We start from the raw sequence: 23,119 nt of genomic DNA, 5'->3' as shown, positions 1-23,119 counted from the left end.
GAAAACGATGGCAGAGCGTAAGACAGACGAAGAAATCGCCCGCGAAATGGTTGCGGAAAACGACCCCATGCTGGCCCAGGAGGCCGAAGTTGAAGACGAACTGGAGTCGCTGGATTCGGTTGATGCAATCGAGGAACTGAAGCGCGAGCGTGACGACATGCGCGACCGTTTCATGCGTGCGCTCGCCGATGCCGAAAACACCCGCAAGCGCGCCGAACGTGACCGGCGCGAGGCTGAAAACTATGGTGGGTCCAAGCTCGCCCGCGATATGCTGCCCGTCTATGACAGCCTCGAGCGTGCCTTGCTGATGGCGACCGAGGACGGCAAAGACGGCGACAAGGCACTGCTTGAAGGTGTGGAACTGACCATGCGCGAGTTGCGCAACGTTTTCAAAAAGCACGGCGTCGAGGTGATCCGCCCCGACGTTGGCGAACGCTTTGATCCGCAGATGCACGAAGCCATGTTCGAAGCGCCCCTGCCGGGCACCAAGGCGGGCGATATCATTCAGGTCTCCGCCAGCGGCTTTATGTTGCATGATCGCCTACTACGTCCCGCGCAGGTTGGCGTTTCCTCGACACCGGCCAGCTAGTATCTGGTTACTTGCCCAGGTCCTTAAGCCGATATAGCGCCTCCAGCGCTTCCAGTGGTGTCATCTGATCGGGGTGAACCGCCTCTAACGCAGCCTCAATCGCGCTTTCACGGCGCGCTTGCGGGGCGGGTGCGGCAGGTGTCGCTGAAAACAGCGGCAAGTCGTCGATCAGCGCCTTTTGAGTGCTACCCCCTTCGCGCTCACCTTTTTCGAGGGCCTCCAGCACCACTTTTGCGCGTTCCACGACTGCGGGCGGAAGCCCAGCCAATCGCGCCACCTGCACACCATAGCTGCGATCCGCCGTGCCGCGCTTTACTTCGTGCAGGAATACGACATCGCCGTCCCATTCCTTGACGGTCACAGTCGCATTATCAACACCGTCCAGCTTGGCCGACAGCGCCGCCATTTCGTGGTAATGCGTGGCAAACAGCGCGCGGCAGCGGTTTACATCATGCAGATGTTCCAGCGTGGCCCAGGCTATCGACAGCCCGTCATACGTGGCCGTACCGCGGCCGATTTCGTCCAGTATAACCAGCGCGCGATCGTCGGCTTGGTTCAGGATCGCCGCTGTTTCCACCATTTCAACCATAAACGTCGACCTGCCCCGCGCCAGATCGTCCGAGGCGCCGACACGACTGAACAACTGGCTGACCACGCCGATCACCGCTTCGCGCGCCGGCACATAGCTGCCTGCCTGCGCCAGCACGGCGATCAGGGCGTTCTGGCGCAGAAACGTTGACTTACCCGCCATATTCGGGCCGGTCAGCAACCAGATCGGTGCGTCTGTCAGGCCGCAATCGTTGGCGACAAACGGCGCGCCTTCTTTTTGCAGCGCGCGCTCAACGACAGGATGGCGCCCGCCCGTTACCGCAAAGGCGCGGCTGTCTTCCATCACGGGGCGGCACCAGTCCTGCGCGCGCGCCAGATCGGCCAGTGCCGTGGCAAAATCGAACTCTGACAAGGCCTGCGCCAGACTGCTGACAGGCGCAGCCTTTTCCAAAACAGCGTCAGTTAAGCTGGAATAGAGTCTCTTTTCGATCTCTAACGCCCGCCCACCTGCGTTCAGAATCTTGGTTTCCAGCTCGCTAAGTTCCAGCGTGGTGAACCGCACCTGATTGGCCGTGGTCTGGCGATGGATGAATGTCTCGTTCTGGGGCGGTGCCAGCATCTTTTCGGCGTGGGTCGCTGTGGTTTCGATGAAGTAACCCAGCACATTGTTGTGTTTGATCTTCAGCGCATTGATTCCGGTTGCCGCCACATACTGCGCCTGAAGCGATGCAATAACCGAGCGCCCCTCGTCGCGCAGCTTGCGCGCCTCATCCAGATCGTCGTCAAATCCGGCAGCAATAAACCCGCCATCGCGCGCAAGAAGCGGTGGTTCCGCCACCAAGGCGGCATCCAGAAGTTCGTGTAACTCATCGTGGTCTGTCAAATCAGCCCGCGCGTCGGCCAAGACTACCGGCAGTTCAGCGTCCGACACCATATCAAACAACTTCTCGCCTTCAGCCAACGAATTGCGAATCGCGGCAAGGTCGCGCGGGCCACCGCGCCCCAGTGCCAGACGTGAAGACGCGCGGTCCACATCGTGAACGCCGCGTAAGACAGCGCGAATATCAGCCATCAGCCGCGTGTTATCCAGCATCGCGGCAATCGCATCATGGCGCGCGCCTATTACGGCCAGATCACACGACGGCGAAGACAACCGCCGTTCCAGCACCCGCGCGCCACCCGCAGTCACCGTGCGGTCAATCACCGACAACAGCGACCCCGCGCGCCCACCCGCCAGCGCATGGGTCAATTCAAGCGACCGACGTGTCGGGCCGTCGATCTGCATCGTTTTGACCTGCCCTTCCTGCACAGGCGGGCGCAGCAACGGCAGGTTCCCCTTTTGCGTGATATCAAGATACTCGATCAGGCCGGCCAGGGCCGAAACCTCGGCCCGCGTGAACGACCCAAAGGCATCGAGAGACGCGACCCCATAAAGCGATAGCAGTCGCTTTTCACCACTTGTGCTATCAAACGCGGCATTCCCCAGACAGGTCAGCGCAGCACCGGAATCCGAGACTGTTTCACCATAACTTGCCTCACCTGCTTCGGTCATCAGCACCTCGCGCGGGGCAAGCCGCGCCAATTCCGGCCCCAGTCGTACAGGCGTGCAGGCCATGACACGCACCTCGCCAGTCGAAATATCGACCCAAGCCAAAGCCGCGTCATTTCGCACCTCGGCAAAGGCGGCCAGAAAGTTGTGCTTGCGCGCATCCAGCAGCGAATCCTCGGTCAGCGTGCCGGGCGTGACCAGGCGCACCACCTCGCGGCGAACAACGGACTTGGATCCGCGCTTTTTCGCTTCGGCCGGGTCCTCCATCTGCTCGCACACCCCAACACGAAACCCTTTGCGGATCAGCGTCAGCAAATACCCTTCCGCGCTATGTACCGGCACACCACACATCGGAATATCTTCGCCGTTGTGTTTGCCCCGCTTGGTCAGCGCGATATCCAGCGCCTCGGCGGCGGCAACCGCATCGTCAAAGAACATCTCGTAGAAATCGCCCATGCGATAAAACAGCAGCGCATCAGGATGCCCCGCCTTGATTTCAAGAAACTGCGCCATCATTGGCGTTACGGTGTGTTGCGCGGTGTTCATTCAACCCCCAAGGTATCACCGCGACCCTACAGGCCCAGTGTTAGCGACAAAAGTCGAAAACGAAGGCGTTGCGGCCCCCTGCCCTGACCCGTTAGAACAGCGCGACGCTACGGGAGAGAGACATGTCGAAATCACGAGTCACGCGCGAGGATGCGCTGGCCTTCCATCTTGAGCCAACGCCCGGCAAATTCGAGATTCAGGCAACCGTCCCGATGACAACACAGCGCGATTTGTCGCTTGCCTATTCCCCCGGTGTTGCCGTGCCCTGCGAAGAGATCGCGGCGAACCCTGAACTTGCCTATGACTACACCAACAAAGGCAATCTTGTTGCCGTGATTTCCAACGGCACGGCCGTTCTGGGGCTGGGTAATATCGGTGCGCTGGGCAGCAAGCCGGTGATGGAGGGCAAAGCGGTTTTGTTCAAACGCTTTGCCGATGTGAATTCCATCGACATCGAGCTGGACACCGAAGACCCTGATGCATTTTGCAATGCGGTGCGCCTGATGGGGCCAACCTTTGGCGGCATTAACCTTGAAGACATCAAGGCACCCGAATGCTTCATCATCGAACAGCGCCTCAAAGAGGAAATGGACATACCCGTTTTCCACGATGATCAGCACGGGACAGCCGTGATCTGTGCCGCTGGATTGCTGAACGCGCTGCACCTGTCAGGCAAGAAAATCGAAGACGTGCGCATTGTCGTGAATGGTGCGGGCGCGGCGGGGATTGCGTGTATCGAACTGATCAAGTCAATGGGCGCAAAGCACGACAATTGCATTCTGTGCGACACAAAAGGTGCGATCTACCAGGGTCGCACCGAAGGCATGAACCAGTGGAAATCGGCACACGCCGCCAAGACAAAGGCGCGCACACTCGAAGAGGCGATGGTTGACGCCGATGTGTTTCTTGGTGTTTCGGTCAAAGGTGCCGTGACACCTGAAATGGTGCAAAGCATGGCCGACAATCCGGTCATTTTTGCAATGGCCAACCCCGACCCCGAAATCACCCCCGAAGATGCCCACGCCGTGCGCGTTGATGCGATCGTTGCAACCGGGCGCAGCGACTATCCCAATCAGGTCAATAACGTTCTTGGGTTTCCCTATCTGTTTCGCGGCGCGCTTGATATTCATGCCCGCCGGATCAACGATGAAATGAAGATTGCTTGCGCCCAGGCGCTTGCCGACCTTGCGCGCGAAGATGTGCCCGACGAAGTTGCCATGGCCTATGGCCGCAAGCTGACGTTCGGGCGCGACTACATTATCCCGACACCTTTTGACCCGCGGTTGATTCACCGCATTCCCACGGCCGTTGCCCGCGCGGGAATGGAAACCGGCGTTGCACGGCGGCCAATCGTCGATATGGATGGTTACGAGGCCTCGCTGAAATCGCGCATGGATCCGACAGCCTCGATCCTGCGCGGTATTCATGCCCGCGCCAAGGCCGCGCAATCAACTGTCGTTTTTGCAGAGGGTGATGATCCGCGCGTGTTGCGCGCCGCCGTTTTGTATCAGCGATCCGGACTTGGGCGCGCGCTTGTGGTGGGCCGCGAGGCTGACGTGAAATCCAAACTCGAAGCCGAAGGCCTGGGCGATGCGGTGCGTGAATTGCGCGTGGTGAACGCCGCCAACACCGATCACCTCGATACCTACAAGGCCTTCCTTTATGAACGCCTCCAGCGCAAAGGGCAGGACCGTCAGGATATCCACCGCCTTGCCTCGCGCGACCGGCACGTTTTTGCGGCGCTGATGCTGGCGCATGGTCATGCCGACGGGATGGTCACGGGCGCGACGCGCAAATCCGCGCATGTTCTCGAACTGATCAACCATGTCTTTGATGCGCAACCCAAGGATGGCGCTGCGGGCATTTCCGCAATCCTGCACAAAGGTAAGATCGTGCTATTGGGCGACACGCTGGTGCACGAATGGCCCGATGAAAACGATCTGGCTGATATCGCCGAACGGGGCGCCGCCGTTGCGCGTGACTTGGGTCTTGAACCGCGCGTGGCCTTTGTCAGCTTTTCGACCTTTGGCTACCCCGTGTCCGAACGGGCCGAGAAGATGCATCAAGCGCCAGTGGTTCTGGATAAGCGCGGCGTGGACTTTGAATACGAGGGTGAAATGGCCGTCGATGTCGCTCTGAATCCCCGCGCCCAAGAGGCCTATCCGTTTTCGCGCCTGACAGGACCTGCCAATGTTCTGGTCGTGCCCGCGCGGCACTCGTCCTCGATTTCGGTCAAGCTGATGCAGGAAATGGGTGACGCAACGGTGATTGGCCCAATCCTGAGTGGTATCGACAAGCCGATCCAGATTTGTTCGACTGGGTCGACCGTGAACGACATTCTGAACATGGCCGTCATCGCCGCCTGCAAGGTCGGGTAGCATGGCAATCTGGAACCTCGGGTCGATCAACGTCGATATGGTTTATGCGGTCCCGCATATTCCGGCCCCGGGTGAAACGCTTGCCTCGACGGGGCGCAAGATATTTCTGGGCGGCAAGGGCGCGAATATGTCGGTTGCCGCCGCACGTGCCGCCGCCCGCGTGAACCATATCGGTGCGGTTGGTGCAGACGGGCGTTGGACGGTGGAGCGCCTGTTGGAATACGGTGTCGACATCCGCCACATCACCGAGGTCGATCATGACACGGCGCAGGCCATCATCATGGTTGACCAGCACGGTGAAAATGCGATCGTCTTGCATCCTTCCGCGAACCACGAAATCCCGCTCGCAACGCTTGAAGGCGCACTCAGCGAGGCCGAAACCGGTGACTGGCTTGTGTTCCAGAATGAAACCAACCTGCAAAAAGTCGCGGCGCAGATCGGTCGGAAAATGGGTCTCAAAGTCGCCTATGCCGCCGCGCCGTTTTCCGCGACAGCTGTGCAGCGCGTCCTTGAACACCTCGATTTTCTGATCTTGAACGAGGTCGAGGCAGAACAGTTGCGCGCCGCGACGGGCACGGCGCCCCAAGACCTGGGTGTTGCCGATGTGATTGTTACACTTGGTGCGGACGGTGCAAAATGGTTCGGGGCCAAGGGCGAAGTTGTCGTTCCCGCCATTCCGGTGACGCCCGTTGATACGACGGGTGCGGGCGACACGTTTACCGGTTACGTTCTTGCCGGTCTTGATCGCGGGCTACCGATGGAGCAGGCACTTGCGCTTGCCGCGAAGGCTGGCGCGCTGATGGTCACGCGCCATGGCACGGCTGACGTTATTCCCGACCTGTCCGAAGTTCAGGCGTTTCAGCCCTAGTTGGCAAAGGGCGCGGCGCTTCCCCAAAGCTGGCGAACGCGGGCATCACGGCCACAGCCTTCACGATAGAATTTGTAAGCGTCGGCTTGGGTCTTGATTCCGCCACGTGTCACAACGCGACCTGTTCCGCGATAATAATCCTGATGGCTCGCATCGGCAGCATAGAAGGGCGCAGTGGCCAAGATTGGCGTCACAATCCGCTGCCCAAGATCGCGCTGGGCTTGGGCAATTGCTGCCTGTGCAGCCTGCTGTTCGGCCTGATTAGAGACGAAGATGGCCGTGCGATAGCTGTCACCCCGATCACAGAATTGCCCACCGGCGTCCGTTGGATCAACCGAGCGCAGAAAGCTGTGCAGCAATTGGCCATAAGACACGCGGTCAGCGTCATAGGTAATTTCGACAACTTCGTAATGGCCTGTGCCGCCGCGCGTCACGTCGCGATAGGTCGGGTTTACGGTGGTGCCGCCGGAAAATCCGGATACGACTGAAATCACACCGCTCACCTTTTCGAAGTCTGCCTCGATGCACCAGAAACATCCGCCAGCCAGCACGGTCGTCTGAACATCGCGCGCCGCTGCGGGCGATGAATGAAGGGCAAAGCCCAACACAATCGCAAGCGAAAGGACGGCGGTTTTGATATTGCGCGAACGGCGGGTCATGGCGATCTCCTCTTTGTGCCACCCTGCGCCAAGGGGCAGATCGCTTCAACTCACCGCAGCGTGAGCTCACGGGCGTTTTACCCATTGGAACATTTGCCGCCCCGCCCTAGCCTGCCCGAAAAGCCGGAGGAATCATGCCAGACAACGTCACAACCCATCAGGCCGAAGACGATCAGCGCAACCAGAACATCCTGATCTACGTTGATGGCCAGCTAAAGGCGCGGGATCAGGCTACGGTCAGCGTTTATGACAGCGGCTTTATGCTGGGCGATGGCGTCTGGGAGGGCTTGCGCCTTTATGATGGCACATGGGCGTTTCTGGACGAACACATCGACCGCCTGTTCGAGGCCGCCAAGGCGATTGATCTGGATATCGGAATGGACCGCGAAGGCGTGATTTCGGCCTTGATAGAAACACAAAAAGCCAACGGCATGACCACGGATGTCCACGCACGCCTGATGATCACACGCGGGGTCAAGGTGTTGCCGTTCCAGCACCCGTCCTTGTCCCGTTTTGGTCCGACTTTCGTGATTATCATGGAACATTCGCGCCCCAAACTGCCCCGCCCGATCCGTCTGGCGACTGTGCCGCATTTGCGCGGTTTGCCCATGACCCAGGATCCCAAACTCAACAGCCACTCCAAGCTGAACTGCATCCTTGCCTGCATCGCCGCCGAAAAGGCCGGCGCGGACGAGGCGCTGATGCTGGATATCAATGGCTTCGTGAACACCACCAACGCCTGTAATTTTTTCATCGTGCGCAAGGGCGCGGTTTGGACCAGCACCGGCGATTACTGCATGAACGGGATTACCCGTCAAAAGGTGATCGACCTGTGTCGCGCCAACGACATTCCGGTGTTTGAACGCAACTTTTCCCTCGTCGATACCTATGGCGCCGACGAGGCGTTCTTGACAGGCACGTTCGGCGCACAGACCCCGGTCAGCGAAATTGATGGCCGCCAGATCGGCAGTGGCGACATGGGGCCGATGACCCAGCGTTTGCGCGACCTTTACAAAGGCTTGATCGCCGCGCAGATCGCCAGATGACGTCCACACGTTTTCCATACGTTTTCCATACGGATTCCATATCATGAAAATCGCCATGTGGTCGGGGCCACGCAACCTCTCTACAGCAATGATGTATGCCTTTGGCAACCGCCCCGATTTCGCGGTCTGGGACGAACCGTTTTATGCCGCCTACCTGCGTCATTCCGGTGCCGATCACCCCATGCGGGATGAAATTATCGCCGCCCACGAAGGTGATCCCGACATGATCGCGGCCATGTGTTCAGGATCGATTCCTGACGAAAAACCCAACTTCTACATGAAGCATATGGGTCTGCACATGCTGGAGGGTTTCCCGATGGACTGGGCCAAGGATTGCATCAATATCCACCTGATCCGCCACCCCGCCCGCGTGGTTGCCAGCTATGGTGCGAAACGCGATGAAGTAACGCTGGACGACATCGGTTTCCGCCAACAGGTCGAAGTGTTCGACAAGGTTGGTGGCGTGGTCATCGACAGCCACGATATCCGCGACGATCCCGCCGGAATGCTGAAAAAACTATGTGCAATCATCGACTTGCCCTTTGATCCCGCGATGCTGACCTGGCCCGCGGGCGGCCACAAATCCGATGGCATCTGGGCACGCCACTGGTATGGGGCCGTGCACCGCAGCACAGGATTCGCCGGAGCGGAAGGGCCATTGCCGGTCCTGTCAGGGCATGATGCAAAGCTGGTGAGCGCGGCGCTGCCGTTCTACGAAAAAATGCAGACGCAGGCGATCTGATCTTGGTCAGACATCCCTGACCATCTCAAGCTCTCCGTCGTCAATGCGACCGGTGCGCTGAAAACCACATTTCAGATAAAAACCTTCAGCGCCTCCGGCCTTGTCGACGAACGTGAGGCAGATGCGCGGCAAGCCCCATTCGGTTGCGACCTCACCCGCCAGCGCGATGGCTTTGCGTCCGTATCCTTTGCCCTGATGATCGGCACCGATCATCAGCCGCCAGATATAGGCCGCGCCGTAGTCATCACCGTCTTCCATCTCGTCGCTTTCAAGCGGATGGATCATGCCCAACAGGCCTACCAGCGTTTCGCCGTCCCACAGGCCCCAAACATAGGACGCCGGATCGTAGGGCTGCTGTGCGAGCGTGATTTCGTTCGGGGCGACTTGGCCCTCCTGCCCGACCGCGACCTTCAGGTCGAACAGCGGGCGCAGGTGATCCCAAACGATTTCCCGCCGCTGCAACGTCATTTTTTTAGCCGACGATCACGTGCCGCAAGCAGTTTCAGGCGCAGCGCGTTCAACTGGATAAACCCTGCCGCGTCCTTTTGATCGTAGGCACCGGCGTCGTCTTCAAACGTCACGTGTGCTTCGGAATACAGCGAATGATCCGACCAGCGGGCAACGCAGGTGGCGGCGCCCTTATACAGTTTCAACCGCACGGTCCCGGTCACGTGCTCCTGCGATTTGTCGATCGCGGCTTGCAACATCAAGCGTTCGGGCGAGAACCAGAAGCCGTTGTAAATCAGTTCGGCGTAACGCGGCATCAGGCTGTCCTTCAGGTGCCCCGCGCCGCTGTCCAGCGTGATCTGTTCAATCCCGCGATGCGCCTCAAGCAGGACCGTGCCGCCGGGCGTTTCATAGATGCCGCGCGATTTCATTCCGACAAAGCGGTTCTCGACAAAATCCAGCCGGCCAATGCCGTGCTTGCCGCCTAGTTCGTTCAGCTTGGTCAGGATCGTCGCAGGCGACATCGCTGTGCCGTTGATTGACACGGCATCGCCGCGCTCAAACCCTACTTCGATAAATTCAGGCGTGTTTGGTGCGTCTTCGGGCGCAACTGTGCGCTGGTAAACGTAATCGGGCGCAACCTCGGCGGGGTCTTCCAGAACCTTGCCTTCGGATGATGTGTGCAGCAGGTTTGCATCCACGCTGAACGGCGCTTCGCCGCGTTTGTCCTTGGCAATCGGGATCTGGTTCTTCTCGGCGAAATCAATCAGTTTGGTGCGGCTGGACAGATCCCATTCGCGCCATGGCGCAATCACTTTGATGTCGGGGTTCAGTGCGTAGCAGGCCAACTCAAACCGAACCTGATCGTTGCCCTTGCCGGTCGCGCCATGGGCAACCGCATCGGCGCCCTCGGCCTCGGCAATTTCAACCAGACGCTTAGAAATCAGCGGGCGGGCGATAGAGGTGCCAAGCAGATACAGGCCCTCATACAACGCGTTCGCACGGAACATCGGAAAGACGAAATCGCGCACGAACTCCTCGCGCAGATCTTCGATGTGGATCGACGCCGCGCCCATCATCTCGGCCTTTTTGCGGGCGGGTTCCAGTTCTTCGCCCTGCCCCAGATCGGCGGTAAATGTCACGACCTCGCAGCCATATTCCGTCTGCAACCATTTCAGGATGATCGAGGTATCCAGACCGCCCGAATAGGCGAGGACAACTTTCTTGGGTGCGGACATGGGCCAGTCTCCATCTTGCGTGTTGCGCGCGGCAATATCGGGTTATCGGGGTCAGGGCAAGCGAGGCGAGATGAGGCCAAACAGCCGGGCGACGAAATCGGCATCACCCGCATTGCCAAGTTCGTGGTAGGCCTCGCTGGGCGAGAGCCACATCGCGGTATGTCCATCCTCGGACGGGGGGCCATGCGGGCGCACAGGTCGGGCCATGTAGATGTGGCACAGCTTTTCCGCCCACATGTCATATTCGGGCATATAGACAAAGCGGCGGAACGCGCCCAAACGGCGCGGGGCCGCAATGTGCCAGCCGGTTTCCTCGAATACTTCGCGGTGCAAAGCGCGCACAGTGCTTTCACCGGGATCAATGCCACCGCCGGGCAGTTGCACCTCGACGCGGGGATGGGTTTGCAGTGTCACCAGCAGCTTGCCGTTGCGTGGCAGCACCGCATAGGCGCCGGCGCGATGGACATAGCGTTGCTTTGATACCACGGCTTCGCCGTATCGTCTGATCATAACCCCTTGGACCTTTGCTTGCCGCACCTATATGGACGCGGTATGCCAACCCCCGACGTCTAAGGAAACCCCATGACCCTCGGCTCTCAAATCGCCTGGGACGATACTGTCCTGCCATTTCAGCTTGATGCCTCGGATATCCGTGGGCGCGTTGCGCGCCTTGATGGCGTTCTGGACCAAGTGCTGAGCCAGCACAATTATCCCGCGTCGATCGAGGCTTTGGTTGCGGAAATGTCATTGTTGACGGCGCTGATCGGTCAGTCGATCAAGCTGCGTTGGAAGCTGTCGCTACAGGTGCGCGGTGAGGGTGCGGCGCGCATCATCGCCACGGATTACTACGCACCCAAAGCCGATGGCGAACCGGCGCAGATCCGCGCCTATGCAAGCTATGATGCGGAACGGCTGGATCACAACGCCGATCCGTTCAGCCAGATCGGCAAGGGTTATTTTGCAGTGTTGATTGATCAGGGCGCCGACATGACGCCCTATCAAGGGATCACGCCAATCGCTGGCGGGTCACTTGCGACCTGTGCTGAGACCTATTTCGCGCAATCCGAACAGCTCCCGACACGGTTTTCCCTGACGTTTGGTCGCTCGCGGATGGCGGGCCAGAACGAAAGCTGGCGCGCGGGTGGTGTAATGCTGCAGCACATGCCCAAGGCATCCCCGTTTGTTGCGACTGATGGCGCGTCCGGCGATCAAGGCTTGCTGGATGCGGCGGATATTCTTGACGCGGACGAGGGTGAAAACTGGTCGCGTGCCAACCTGCTGCTTGATACTGTCGATGCGCTGGAACTGATCGGGCCTACGGTGCAACCCACCGAACTGTTGGTGCGTCTTTTCCACGAAGAAGGCCCGCGTGTGTTTGACCCGCAGCCCGTTCAGTTCGGGTGTTCCTGTTCCGATGAAAAAGTGCGCCAAAGCCTGTCGATCTATTCGGCCAAGGATATCGCGCATATGACGACCGACGAGGGAATCGTTACCGCCGATTGCCAGTTTTGCGGCGCGCACTACGAATTCGAGCCGCAGACCCTGGGTTTCGAGGCGACAGACCCGCCCAATGATGCGTCCTGATCTGAGGCAGACCCTTTTGGCAGCCCTGTCCAGGGACGGGGCCGCCACGTCTGATTTCGATCTCAATCCTGAACTCAAACTGCCACCTGACAGGGTTCTTCGTCCGGCGGCCGTCCTGGTTCCGATCATTGTGGTTAGGGATCACCCGCAGGTGATTCTGACCAAACGCTCGCCGCGCTTGCGCCATCATCCGGGGCAAATCGCTTTTCCGGGGGGCAAGCAGGACCCGGGCGATCCAACCCTGCTTGATGCGGCGCTGCGCGAAACCGAAGAAGAAATTGGCCTGCCGCGCGCCAACGTCGAAATCCTTGGTGAATTGCCATGCCATGAAACCGTCACCGGTTTCCACGTCACGCCGATCGTCGGGTTGATTCGCCAGCCGTTCGAGCCACGCGCCGAAGCGGGCGAAGTCAGCGAAGTGTTTCAAGTTCCCCTGTCCCATCTTCTTGATATCGCGAACTTCCATGTCGAATCGCGTATCTGGCAGGGGCAGCGGCGCTACTACTTCACTGTTCCCTATGGTCCCTATTATGTTTGGGGTGCGACAGCGCGCATGCTTCGCGCGCTCGCAGATCGGATGGCAGTATGACCCGCATTTCGCCTGAATGGCTTGGCAGTGTCCCAGCGCGCCGCGTTTGCGCGGTGTTGACGGATGCGGGATATCAGGCGTGGTTCGTCGGCGGCTGTGTGCGCAACACCTTGCTGGGTGAACTTGTTGCTGATCTCGACCTTTCCACCGATGCCCCGCCGGAGGTTGTCATGCAACTGGCCAAGGCCCGGGGATTGCGGGCTATTCCGACAGGGATTGACCACGGAACAGTCACTATTCTTGCCGAAAACGTCCCATTTGAAGTAACGACTTTCCGCAAGGATATCGATACGGACGGGCGCCGTGCCGTCGTCGCCTTTGCTGGTAACATGACTGATGATGCACGGCGGCGCGATTTCACGATGAACGCGCTTTATGTCGATCCTGATGGCAATGTCGCCGATCCGCTGGGTGGCCTGGATGATCTTCATGCGCGGCGCGTGCGGTTCATTGATGACCCCGATGCGCGCATCCGCGAAGACTATCTGCGTATCCTGCGCTTTTTCCGGTTCCATGCCTGGTATGGCGATCCCGAAAACGGGCTGGATGCCGATGGGTTGGCTGCCTGCGCGGCCAATACGGACGGGTTGGACCAGCTTTCCCGCGAACGGGTCGGGCACGAGATGCGCAAGCTACTGTCTGCGCCCGATCCCGCGCCATCTGTCGCTGCGATGGCGGCCGCGGGTGTTCTGATGCGCATCTTGCCTGGATCAAATGCCTTGTTGCTGGCCGTTCTGATGCATGTCGAAGGGCAGGCGGGGCTTGCCCCTGATCCGATACGCCGCCTTGCAGCGTTGGGCGGCGAGGATCCTGGCGACCTTTTGCGCCTCACGAAGCGTGAAATGACCCACCTTTCGCAGCTTCGCGAAGGCCTTGGTAACGGCATGGCGGCGCAGGAACTTGGTTATCGGTTCGCGGATCGCGCCGTTGATATCCTTGCACTGCGGGCGGCAATGGCGGGGCAGGAATTCGACACTAAGCTTGCTGAAAAGGCCGTGTTTGGGGCGAACCAGTCGTTTCCGCTTGCCGCGTCTGATTTCATGCTCGACCTGAGTGGTCCGGCTTTGGGCAAGGCGCTTGGCAACGCTGAACAGCGTTGGATCGCGTCTGGATTCACCCTCACCCGCGCAGAGTTGCTGCGCTAGCAGTCGCGGGTTTTGCTTAGGCGTGATTGGGGCTATATCCCAAGGATAACCCTGACAAAGGCCAGCCAACCGTGTTTCGTTTTTTTGAACAACTCGTCGATCCTTATGAACCCTACGAGGAAATCGACACGCCCCCAACGCGCCTCTGGCCGTTCCTGATGGGCTATGCGCGCCCGTTCAAGCGGGTGTTTTGGGCTGCGGGAATCATGTCGGTTGTCGTTGCCGCTGTCGAGGTTTGGTTGATCTTTTATATGGGTCGCTTGGTTGACTTGATGGGTCAGGCTGAACCGGGGGCTGTCTGGGCATTGCACGGCTTCGAGCTGTTCCTGGTCGCGCTATTTATTCTGTTACTGCGGCCGGTATTCCAGATGTTGGATGTGGGCCTGCTGAATAACAGCATCATCCCGAACTTCGGCACAATCGTCCGTTGGCGCGCACATCGCCATGTTTTGCGCCAATCCGTGGGCTGGTTCGAAGATGATTTTGCCGGACGTATCGCCAACCGGATCATGCAAACCCCGCCTGCCGCCGGGGAAGTGGCATTTCAAACCTTTGATGCGGTTACGTTTGCCCTTGCTTATCTGGTGGGCGCGGCAGTGTTGCTGGCTGATGCGGATCCGCGGTTGATGTTGCCGCTTCTGGTCTGGTTTGGCCTTTATATGCTGTTGATGCGCTGGACGGTGCGGCGCGTTGCCCCCGCTGCCAAGGCATCAAGCGATGCGCGCTCGGAAGTGACCGGGCGCGTGGTCGACAGTTACACCAACATCCATTCGGTCAAGATGTTTGCGCATCATGACAGCGAGGTCGAATACGCGCGCGATGCGATCGAAAACACGCGCCGCACCTTGCAGCGCGAAATGCGCCTTTACACGATCATGGACCTTGCGCTGGTAATGCTGAACGGGTTTCTGATCGTTGCGGTTGTCGGCTGGGCAATCTGGCTGTGGTCTGTCGGGTCGGCAACGGTGGGGATCATTGCTGCCGCCGCCGCTTTGACGCTGCGATTGAATGCGATGACTGGCTGGATCATGTGGGCCGTGACGAACCTGTTCCAGAACCTTGGCATCATTCAGGAGGGCATGGAGACGATCGCCCAGCCGATCACCTTGATTGATCACCCCGATGCGCAAGATCTGACCGTGTCCAAGGGCGAGATCACGATTGACGGCCTTCGCCATCATTACGGCAAGGACAGCGGCGGGCTGCAGTCGATTTCACTGACGATCGGGGCAGGCCAAAAGGTTGGCCTGATTGGTCGCTCGGGCGCTGGGAAATCGACCCTCGTCAAGCTTCTTTTACGGTTCTATGAAGCCGAAGGCGGCCGCATTCTGGTTGATGGTCAGGACATCGCCAAGGTGACCCAAGACAGCCTGCGCAGCGCGATTGGCATGGTTCAGCAGGACAGTGCGTTGCTGCACAGGTCGGTGCGCGACAACATCCTTTATGGCGCGCCGCATGCGTCCGAGGACGAGATGACAATTGCCGCCAAGAAGGCCGAAGCGCACGACTTTATCCTTGATCTTGAAGATGGCGAGGGCCGCAAGGGATACAGCGCAAAAGTGGGCGAGCGCGGTGTCAAGCTGTCGGGTGGGCAGCGGCAGCGGATCGCACTGGCCCGCGTGATCCTTAAAGACGCGCCGATCCTACTGCTGGACGAAGCAACAAGCGCGCTTGACAGCGAGGTCGAGGCGGCGATCCAGTCGACGCTTTACGGGATGATGGAAGGCAAGACCGTCATCGCGATTGCGCACCGCCTGTCGACGATTGCCCGGATGGACCGGATCATCGTCATGGATGACGGCAAGATCGTCGAGGATGGCACCCACGACAGCCTGCTGGCCAAAGGCGGGCTTTATGCGGGCTTCTGGGAGCGGCAATCAGGTGGATTTATCGGCGCGGATATCGAGGCGGCGCAGTGACACGGTTGTTGCACTGGCTGGGCGGGATGATCGACGGGTTTCGCCCCGCTGACGGGCCGCCGCCGCGTGAACTGGCCGCGTTCTTTCGCTGGTGTCTGGCGGGGGCCTGGCCTGCGCTAGGTGTTGCGGCGTTTGTGTCGGCACTGGCTGGCACGCTTGAGGTGGTCACCGCGTATCTGTTGGGCCTTGTGATCGACAGCGCGACAGATGCCGGCGCGCAGGGCTATTTTGCCGACAACGCGGTGCTGCTGCTGGCGTTTGCAGGGTTCTTTGTGATCCTGCGCCCGCTTGTCTTTGGTGCAAGTGCGGCCTTCAACGGGATTGTCGTGCCGCCCAATATCTATCCGTTGGTCCAAAGTCGCCTGCACCGCTGGAGCCTTGGCCATTCGGTCTCGTTCTTTGACAACGATTTTGCGGGACGTATCGCGCAGAAACAGATGCAGACGGCCCGCGCCGTGACCGAAGTCACAGCGGAAATCATCAACGTTGTGTTTTTTGCGCTCGCTTCGCTGGTCGGGTCGGTCTTTCTGTTGTTGGCGATGGATTGGCGGATTGCCTTGGCGCTGATCCTCTGGCTGGGGCTATACTTTGCAATGATCCGTTGGTTCATGCCGCGGATTCGCGTTCGCTCGGCAGCGCGTGCATCTGCGCGGGCGATGGTGACAGGGCAGGTTGTGGATACGGTCACGAACATCAAGACCGTAAAGCTGTTCGGCCACATTGATCACGAGGATCGTTCAGCGTTGGACGCGATGGCGCAGCTGCGGGGCAGGGCGCTGTCGTTCGGACATTTGTCCACAGGGTTCCGGTTTGCGCTGATGACTGTGGCCGGTGTCTTGCCGGTGATCTTGATCATCGGGGCGCTGTTGCTGTGGCGGATGGGAATATCGACGGCGGGCGATATCGCTGCCGCTGGTGCCGTGGCGATCAGGATCAGCCAGATGACAGGCTGGGTCAGCTTCACGCTGATGGCGATCTATTCCAACATCGGCGAGGTCGAAGACGGTATTCGCACCCTGACACCACCGCACGACCTTGTGGATGACGGCGATGCAACCACACTCAGGGTGCCGCACGGCGAGATTGCGTTTGATCACGTTACCTTTGCCTATGGCGAGGAAACAGGCGGGATCAGGGATGTTCACTTGCGGATCGGCGCGGGCGAAAAGCTCGGGATTGTTGGTGCGTCGGGGGCGGGCAAGTCGACCCTCGTGGCGTTGCTGCTGCGTCTTTATGATACCGAAAGCGGGGCCGTCAGGATTGACGGACAGGACCTGCGCGCAGTGACGCAAAACAGCCTGCGCCAACAGATCGGGATGGTCACGCAGGAAACGGCGATGTTCAACAGGTCGGCCCGTGACAACATCCTTTATGGCCGCCCTGACGCCAGGCTTGACGATGTCGTGGACGCTGCAAAAAGGGCCGAGGCACATGATTTCATTCTCGAGCTGAAAGATCACAAAGGCCGCATGGGCTATGACGCCTATCTTGGCGAACGTGGCGTGAAACTGTCGGGTGGGCAACGCCAGCGGATCGCACTGGCCCGCGCCATACTGAAAGACGCGCCGATCCTTGTGCTTGATGAAGCGACCAGCGCGTTGGACAGCGAAGTCGAGGCAAGCATTCAGTCTGCGCTGGAAACCGTGATGGAGGGCAAGACCGTCGTGGCGATTGCCCACCGCCTTTCGACGATTGCGCGGATGGATCGCATCATTGTGCTGGACAACGGGAGCATTGCCGAACAAGGCACGCATGACGAATTGCTAGCGCTGGGCGGGCTATATGCGCGGTATTGGAACAGGCAATCAGGCGGGTTTATCCGCACAAGGGACGCAGCGGAATAGACATGTTGATTGAATCACTGACCCAAGAGGGCCTTGGCCGTACGGCCGATGGCCAATTTGTTCCGCGCACCCTTCCCGGTGAAGAGATCGGGCTGCGTGATGACGGCAGCGCGCAAATCCTGACGCCATCCGCCGATCGCGTTTCTGCGCCATGCCGGCATTTCAAAACCTGTGGTGGCTGCGCGATGCAGCATGCAGCCGATCCGTTTGTGGAACGCTGGAAAGCAGGGATCGTGACCCGTGCCTTGGCCGCGCATAGTATCGACGTGGAAATTCGTGCGGTCCATACTTCGCCGCCGCAGTCGCGCCGCCGGGCAAAATTTGCAGGCAAGCGCACCAAGAATGGCGCGCTTGTCGGCTTTCACACGCGCGCGTCCGATGCGGTGATTGCCGTGCCGGATTGCCAGCTGCTTTTGCCCGGCCTGCGTGCTGCGATCCCCGCGCTTGAGGAGCTGACCGTTCTATGCGCCTCGCGCAAGGCCGAGATCGCGCTGACCGTGACCGATAGCAGGGCTGGTCTTGATGTCTGGGTGGAATCCGACAAGCCGCTGGATGGCCCTTTGCGGATCACACTGGCCGAGTTTGCCCAGCGCCACGGGTTTGCCCGCCTTGCATGGGGCGACGAGCCCGTGGTGACAATCAACGCGCCGACGCAGCAGTTCGGGCGAGCCGATGTGACGCCGCCTGCCGGCGCGTTCTTGCAAGCAACCCGCGAGGGCGAAGCGCAGCTGCGCACCGCTGCGTTGGAAGCGACCAAAGGCGCAGACCGGGTCGTTGACTTGTTTTCCGGCTGCGGCACATTCGCTTTGCCGCTCGCTGAAACGGCGGTGGTGACGGCAGTGGAAAGCAGTGCGCCCATGCTGGCCGCTCTTGATCAGGGGTGGCGCAAGGCGCAGGGACTAAAACAAGTCACAACACAAGCGCGCGATTTGTTCCGCCGCCCGCTTGAACCCGATGAACTTCGCCATTTTGATGCCGCCGTGATTGACCCGCCGCGCGCGGGCGCGCAAGCCCAGATCGCGACGCTGGCGCAGTCAGGCATCAAGCGTATCGCGATGATTTCGTGCAATCCCGTCACCTTTGCGCGCGATGCCAAAACCCTGGTTGATGCGGGCTTTGCTATTGTTTGGGTCGATGTCGTCGATCAGTTCCGCTGGTCGCCGCACGTCGAGATTGCAGCCTCGTTCACGCGGTCGTGAGGTGAGTGCGGTGCAAGCATTTCTAGGCGGCTGGTGATTTCTGGTGTAAGAGCGTTGCAAATGGCAAAGACCAGATATTGGGCAAGTGAGACATGATAGACAGGCGAACTTTGATTGTTGGCGGTGCGGTGCTGGGTCTTGGGGCCTGTGCCAACAAATTCCGGACATATAACGGACCGGCTGTGACCAGTGTCGTGGTCTATAAGGAACGCCGCCGTTTGTATTTGATGCATGAAAACGAAGTATTGCGCGATTTCGGGTTCGAACTGGGTTTCGCGCCGGTTGGTCACAAGCAATACGAGGGCGACGGGCGCACGCCCGAAGGCGCATATATGATTGATCGCCGAAATCCCAACAGTGCGTTTTATCTGTCCATCGGTATTTCCTATCCCAACAATCAGGATCGCGCTGCCGCGGCTGCCCTGGGCCGTCCACCGGGCGGCGACATCTTTATTCACGGCACGCCGCGCGCGAAACGCCGTGATGCTGACTGGACTGCTGGCTGTATCGCCGTGAGCGACCGCGAGATGGAGGACATCTATGCGATGGTGCGCGATGGCACGCCGATCTTTATCTATCCTTAGGGTGCGATATCAGGTTCCAAGCACCAGCGTATACCAGATCTTGCCGTTGCTTTCCTGATGCCAGGAAAAGCCCATTTTGGTTGCAGCACCGTCCAGAATAACGCTGCGCGTGTTCTGAAGCTGCATCCAGGCGGCAAGGGTTTCGGTTTCGGTCTCGTAGGTTTCCGAGATGTTCTCGCCGCGAATTTGCCCTGTGTAGCCAACGCGATTTGCACGATCCAAGGGCGATGACCCGTCCGAGCCAAAGTGCCAAGGGCGGTTCTGCACCGACATGTCGCGCGAATGGGTTGCCGCAGCTGCATTCAGGCGCGCATCCATCGTTAGCGTGGGCACGCCAGCTGCCTGTCGCAGCGCGTTTACGCCATCAAGCATGCGAAACTGGACATCGGCGGCGTCTGCTTCGCTGATCCTGTAAAGTTGGGGCAATGGTAGCCCGTCGGGGCCAAGTGGCGTTACCGGGGCTGGCGCACAGGCAGAAACCAATGCAATGAAGGCACTTAGGGCAATCGAAAGACGCAACATTTTGTCACCTTTTATCTCGTCAACGCCTCCAATAGCCCCAACAGCGTTGCAGTTCAAACCCACATCGGCGCATTGACGCCAAAGTGAGCGGGTTTGAATTGCGAAAGCCACAATCAGGCAATAAACGTGTGGCTTGAACGGCGTTCTGACCAGTTGGAGATCAACACATGGGCAACAAAAGCTTCAATGCGCTGACGCGGCGCGGCTTTTTGGCTGGCACGGCTGCGGCTGTCGGCACATCCGCGATGGCGCAAAATGCAAACTCGACCGAGCTTGAAGGCGATATTTCGCAGACCCTTCGCCGAAATATTTCGAGCTTCCGGTCATTGGACTGGCGCCCCTATTTTGACACGCTTGCGAATGGTGCGATCCTTGTGGATACGGAATCCCGCGCGCTGCACTTCTGGAATCAGGATCAAAGCGTCTACAAGCTTTATCCCACAAGCGTGCCGCTGACCGAAGATTTGACCCGTCGAGGCCGCACTGAAGTCATTCAGAAGGTTGAAGGGCCAAGCTGGCGCCCGACCCCGTCAATGCGCGAACGCAATCCCGAATGGCCTGATTTTGTTGGCCCCGGTCCTGATAACCCGCTGGGCACCCACGCGCTTTATCTGTCGTGGACCTATTACCGCATCCACGGCACCCACGACACGCGCAAGATCGGGCGGCGTTCGTCCAATGGTTGCATCGGTCTTTACAATGAGCATATCTCCGAACTTTTCGCGATGACGACCGTCGGGACGCAAGTGTTGCTTATTTGACGACATTTTTGGCCATTTTTGTGGCGAAACCCACGCAAGCCTTTGCAATTTCGCTTGATTGCTGGTTAAGACTGTTTACGAGGTAAGACTTGGGTGCCTGCTGCCGTCCTCATTTGTTTTAGGGAGCGGGCCAATACTGGAGATTGTGAAATGAAAAAAATCGTTCTCGCCGCCGCATTCACTGCCGCAGCTTCGACCGCCTTCGCTGGCGGCATGTCCGAACCGGTCATGGAAATGGAACCAGTCGTAATCATGGAAGAGACCGCTGGTTCTTCTTCCGGTGCCGGCCTGATCGTTCCACTGATCTTGGTTGCTCTGATTGCAGCTGCTGCTTCCTAATAGAAGCGGATCAGTTTGATCTAAAGAAAAGGCCACAAGCTGATGCTTGTGGCCTTTTCCTATTTGCGATGCTTATTCGTCCAACCAGCCACGTAGGTTTTGCGCAATAACGCCCGATAGCGCCGCGATATGCGCCGGGTCGTCGTTGAGGCAGGGAATATAGGTGAAGTGTTCACCGCCTGCATGCTCAAAGCTTTCTTTGATCTCTTCGTTGATTTCTTCCAGCGTCTCGATGCAGTCGGCTGAAAAGGCGGGCGCGCAAACGGCGATGTTTTTCTTGCCTGATTCGGCCAGTCGCGCGACTTCTTCCACAGTATAGGGCTTGAGCCATTCTTCGGGACCGAACTTTGACTGGAACGTTGTTTTGATCAGGGCGTCGTCCCAGCCCAGCCGTTCCTTCAGCAGGCGCGTCGTTTTCTGGCATTGGCAATGATAGGGATCGCCCTCGCGCAGATAGCGTTCCGGCACGCCGTGATAGGAACACACCAGTATATCAGGTTTCTTGTCCGCGCTCGCGTAGGCCTTTTCGACCGATTGCGCCAAGGCATCAATATAGGCAGGATCGTCAAAATACGGCGGCACGACACGGGCAATCGGCTGCCACTTTTCCTTCATGAGCGCGCGAAAGAACTGATCATTCGCGGTTGCTGATGTCGCCCCGGCATATTGTGGATAAAGCGGGAAAAACAGGATCTTGGTGCAACCTGCATCGACCATCGCGCGCACCTTGGATTCCGTCGACGGATTGCCATAGCGCATGCAGAAATCGACCATCACATCATCGCCATAGCGCTGTGCCATTTCCGTTTTCAAGGCCGCTGTCTGTGCCTTTGTGATCGTCATCAGCGGGCTTTCATTTGCCGCCTCGTTCCAGATGGACTTATAAGCGGCACCGCTGGTAAAGGGCCGCTTTGACAGGATCACAAGCTGCAACAACGGCTGCCAAAGCCATGCGGAATAATCAATCACGCGCTTGTCGGACAGAAACTCACCCAAATAGCGCCGCATCGACCAATAGTCCGTAGCGTCCGGCGTCCCAAGGTTGGCGACAAGCACCCCAACCTTTTCAGAAGGAATCTTCGGGTGGTCGGCAGGTGCATGGGCAGGGCAGGTGGCGGTCATCAGCGTGTCTTTCGTTGCGGTTTGTAGTGAAGTAACCGGATCAGCGCGCAGGTCAATCCTGTGTCGGGTCCAGTTTGCTTTCGTCAGTTCCAAGAACATCTGCAAGCCGATGGGTTGCCGAACCGGGGCGCAGGGGTTTGGGCTGGCTGTCATCAGGTGCCCAACCGGTCAAGGTGACGACCTCAAAGGTTGCAGGGATGCGGCCATCACTGTCAGCGAAACTGTCGTGATAGATTTGCGCTGCAAGACGCAGCACATCCGCGCGCGTTGCCCTGCGTTGTCGGGCCGTCATGACGTTGGTTTCACCCATTCCGCGCAGGTCGCGCATCAGGTGCAATGCGCTGGTGTAGCTGACGTTGAACGCGCCACCATCGGCCACGGGCATGGCGAATCCGGCGCGCTGCAGCAACCCGCCCAGATCGCGGATTTCGCCCATCGGCGCGACACGCGGCGATAGCCCGCCTTGGATACGCGACTCGGCTTCGGCCAAGGCGCTGCGCAACTCCTGCAGCGTTTGTCCGCCAAACAGCGTTGCAATCAACAGCCCGTCGGGGCGCAGCGCACGGCGTGCCTGCACCAACTGGCCAACCGGATCGTTCGCCCAATGCAAAGCAAAGTGGTGAATGACCAGATCATGCGCGCCCACTTCCAGCGCAAGGGTTTCGTCATCGGCTACGACAGTAGCATCGGGCAGGCGGTTAGCCCAAACCGTGGGCCAGCCGGTTACAACGGCAGGTGCTGTAAACGTTCTGTTAACCTCAATGAGTTCTTCCTGAACCTCGTCGGCCACGGCCTCTTGAATGAAAAGGGCGGGGTCACGGGCCGCGCGGGCACGGCGCAGGCGCAGCGCGGGGCGGTCAAACAGAAGCGGGGCATCTTGCATGACCCCGATGTAGGAGA

The 23,119-nt window shown here is 59.2% G+C and carries 22 protein-coding genes; 14 read left to right on the top strand and 8 right to left on the bottom strand.

Annotation, left to right across the window (positions count from 1 at the left end; translation table 11 throughout):
* Window positions 1-7: 7 nt before the first annotated feature.
* The gene (locus SJY21_RS10405; protein ID WP_377509992.1) at window positions 8-589 is read left to right on the top strand and encodes a nucleotide exchange factor GrpE; all 582 of its coding nucleotides are present in this window, start codon (window positions 8-10) and stop codon (window positions 587-589) included.
* A 7-nt stretch (window positions 590-596) separates the two neighbouring features.
* On the opposite strand, the gene mutS is transcribed toward SJY21_RS10405, so the two are convergent.
* Entirely contained in the window at window positions 597-3,233 is a 2,637-nt protein-coding gene (gene mutS / locus SJY21_RS10400) for a DNA mismatch repair protein MutS (RefSeq protein ID WP_377509989.1), read from the bottom strand.
* 122 nt (window positions 3,234-3,355) lie between these two features.
* On the opposite strand from mutS, the gene SJY21_RS10395 reads away from it, so the two are divergent.
* Window positions 3,356-5,611: an NADP-dependent malic enzyme gene (locus tag SJY21_RS10395; RefSeq protein WP_377509986.1), complete on the top strand. Its 2,256-nt coding sequence runs from the start codon at window positions 3,356-3,358 to the stop codon at window positions 5,609-5,611.
* A gap of 1 nt (window position 5,612) precedes the next feature.
* Window positions 5,613-6,479: a ribokinase gene (locus tag SJY21_RS10390; protein ID WP_377509983.1), complete on the top strand. Its 867-nt coding sequence runs from the start codon at window positions 5,613-5,615 to the stop codon at window positions 6,477-6,479.
* Here the strand turns inward: SJY21_RS10390 and msrA are convergent.
* Entirely contained in the window at window positions 6,476-7,138 is a 663-nt protein-coding gene (msrA, locus tag SJY21_RS10385; protein ID WP_377509980.1) for a peptide-methionine (S)-S-oxide reductase MsrA, read from the bottom strand. The two genes, SJY21_RS10390 and msrA, sit on opposite strands and share 4 nt — an antisense overlap.
* Window positions 7,139-7,272: 134 nt before the next feature.
* Here msrA and SJY21_RS10380 point away from each other — a divergent pair, with 134 nt between their 5' ends.
* Window positions 7,273-8,184, top strand: a complete 912-nt coding sequence (locus tag SJY21_RS10380; RefSeq protein ID WP_377509977.1) for a D-amino acid aminotransferase — start codon at window positions 7,273-7,275, stop codon at window positions 8,182-8,184.
* Window positions 8,185-8,227: 43 nt separating this feature from the next.
* The gene (locus SJY21_RS10375) at window positions 8,228-8,926 is read left to right on the top strand and encodes an HAD family hydrolase (RefSeq protein WP_377509974.1); all 699 of its coding nucleotides are present in this window, start codon (window positions 8,228-8,230) and stop codon (window positions 8,924-8,926) included.
* 6 nt (window positions 8,927-8,932) lie between these two features.
* Here SJY21_RS10375 and SJY21_RS10370 read toward each other — a convergent pair whose 3' ends face one another.
* Genes SJY21_RS10370 through SJY21_RS10360 form a run of 3 tightly spaced genes read right to left on the bottom strand, consistent with a single transcriptional unit; the run spans window position 8,933 to window position 11,121 of the window.
* On the bottom strand, window positions 8,933-9,394 hold the full coding sequence (locus SJY21_RS10370) for a GNAT family N-acetyltransferase (RefSeq protein ID WP_377509971.1): 462 nt from the start codon (window positions 9,392-9,394) through the stop codon (window positions 8,933-8,935).
* Window positions 9,391-10,611 (bottom strand): argininosuccinate synthase, encoded by a 1,221-nt coding sequence (locus SJY21_RS10365; protein WP_377509968.1) that lies wholly within the window; start codon window positions 10,609-10,611, stop codon window positions 9,391-9,393. The genes SJY21_RS10370 and SJY21_RS10365 overlap by 4 nt, the downstream gene beginning before the upstream one ends.
* A gap of 51 nt (window positions 10,612-10,662) precedes the next feature.
* Window positions 10,663-11,121, bottom strand: coding sequence for an NUDIX domain-containing protein (locus SJY21_RS10360; protein ID WP_377509965.1), 459 nt, complete (start codon window positions 11,119-11,121; stop codon window positions 10,663-10,665).
* 72 nt (window positions 11,122-11,193) lie between these two features.
* On the opposite strand from SJY21_RS10360, the gene SJY21_RS10355 reads away from it, so the two are divergent.
* The 7 genes from SJY21_RS10355 to SJY21_RS10325 all read left to right on the top strand — a co-directional run bounded on the left by SJY21_RS10355 (window position 11,194) and on the right by SJY21_RS10325 (window position 19,475).
* Window positions 11,194-12,195 (top strand): Hsp33 family molecular chaperone HslO, encoded by a 1,002-nt coding sequence (locus SJY21_RS10355; RefSeq protein WP_377509962.1) that lies wholly within the window; start codon window positions 11,194-11,196, stop codon window positions 12,193-12,195.
* A complete protein-coding gene (locus SJY21_RS10350) occupies window positions 12,185-12,784 on the top strand; it encodes a CoA pyrophosphatase (protein ID WP_377513212.1) in 600 nt (199 codons plus the stop codon). Before SJY21_RS10355 ends, SJY21_RS10350 begins: the two co-directional genes overlap by 11 nt.
* Window positions 12,781-13,929 carry a CCA tRNA nucleotidyltransferase gene (locus SJY21_RS10345; protein WP_377509959.1) on the top strand — a complete coding sequence of 383 codons (1,149 nt, stop codon included), beginning with the start codon at window positions 12,781-12,783 and terminating at the stop codon, window positions 13,927-13,929. Before SJY21_RS10350 ends, SJY21_RS10345 begins: the two co-directional genes overlap by 4 nt.
* Window positions 13,930-14,000: 71 nt before the next feature.
* Window positions 14,001-15,848 (top strand): ABC transporter ATP-binding protein, encoded by a 1,848-nt coding sequence (locus SJY21_RS10340; RefSeq protein ID WP_377509956.1) that lies wholly within the window; start codon window positions 14,001-14,003, stop codon window positions 15,846-15,848.
* 26 nt (window positions 15,849-15,874) lie between these two features.
* Complete coding sequence (locus SJY21_RS10335; protein ID WP_377513210.1) at window positions 15,875-17,692, top strand: ABC transporter ATP-binding protein; 1,818 nt, start codon at window positions 15,875-15,877, stop codon at window positions 17,690-17,692.
* 2 nt (window positions 17,693-17,694) lie between these two features.
* Entirely contained in the window at window positions 17,695-18,891 is a 1,197-nt protein-coding gene (locus SJY21_RS10330; protein WP_377509953.1) for a class I SAM-dependent RNA methyltransferase, read from the top strand.
* 92 nt (window positions 18,892-18,983) lie between these two features.
* Window positions 18,984-19,475: a murein L,D-transpeptidase family protein gene (locus SJY21_RS10325; protein ID WP_377509950.1), complete on the top strand. Its 492-nt coding sequence runs from the start codon at window positions 18,984-18,986 to the stop codon at window positions 19,473-19,475.
* A 9-nt stretch (window positions 19,476-19,484) separates the two neighbouring features.
* On the opposite strand, the gene SJY21_RS10320 is transcribed toward SJY21_RS10325, so the two are convergent.
* Window positions 19,485-19,997, bottom strand: a complete 513-nt coding sequence (locus SJY21_RS10320; RefSeq protein ID WP_377509947.1) for a CAP domain-containing protein — start codon at window positions 19,995-19,997, stop codon at window positions 19,485-19,487.
* A gap of 167 nt (window positions 19,998-20,164) precedes the next feature.
* Here SJY21_RS10320 and SJY21_RS10315 point away from each other — a divergent pair, with 167 nt between their 5' ends.
* Window positions 20,165-20,758 (top strand): L,D-transpeptidase, encoded by a 594-nt coding sequence (locus tag SJY21_RS10315; RefSeq protein ID WP_377509944.1) that lies wholly within the window; start codon window positions 20,165-20,167, stop codon window positions 20,756-20,758.
* 150 nt (window positions 20,759-20,908) lie between these two features.
* Window positions 20,909-21,097: a hypothetical protein gene (locus SJY21_RS10310; RefSeq protein ID WP_377509940.1), complete on the top strand. Its 189-nt coding sequence runs from the start codon at window positions 20,909-20,911 to the stop codon at window positions 21,095-21,097.
* Window positions 21,098-21,169: 72 nt separating this feature from the next.
* Here SJY21_RS10310 and hemH read toward each other — a convergent pair whose 3' ends face one another.
* Both hemH and SJY21_RS10300 read right to left on the bottom strand, forming a co-directional pair.
* Window positions 21,170-22,219 carry a ferrochelatase gene (hemH, locus tag SJY21_RS10305; protein WP_377509937.1) on the bottom strand — a complete coding sequence of 350 codons (1,050 nt, stop codon included), beginning with the start codon at window positions 22,217-22,219 and terminating at the stop codon, window positions 21,170-21,172.
* A gap of 52 nt (window positions 22,220-22,271) precedes the next feature.
* The gene (locus SJY21_RS10300; RefSeq protein WP_377509934.1) at window positions 22,272-23,102 is read right to left on the bottom strand and encodes a methyltransferase domain-containing protein; all 831 of its coding nucleotides are present in this window, start codon (window positions 23,100-23,102) and stop codon (window positions 22,272-22,274) included.
* Between the last annotated feature and the right edge of the window lie 17 nt (window positions 23,103-23,119).

Source organism: Octadecabacter sp. R77987 (assembly GCF_042466115.1).
In the GTDB taxonomy this organism is placed as follows: Bacteria; Pseudomonadota; Alphaproteobacteria; order Rhodobacterales; family Rhodobacteraceae; genus SW4.
Note: the sequence above shows the minus strand (reverse complement) of the source record. Positions and strands in the feature narration are given on the sequence as shown.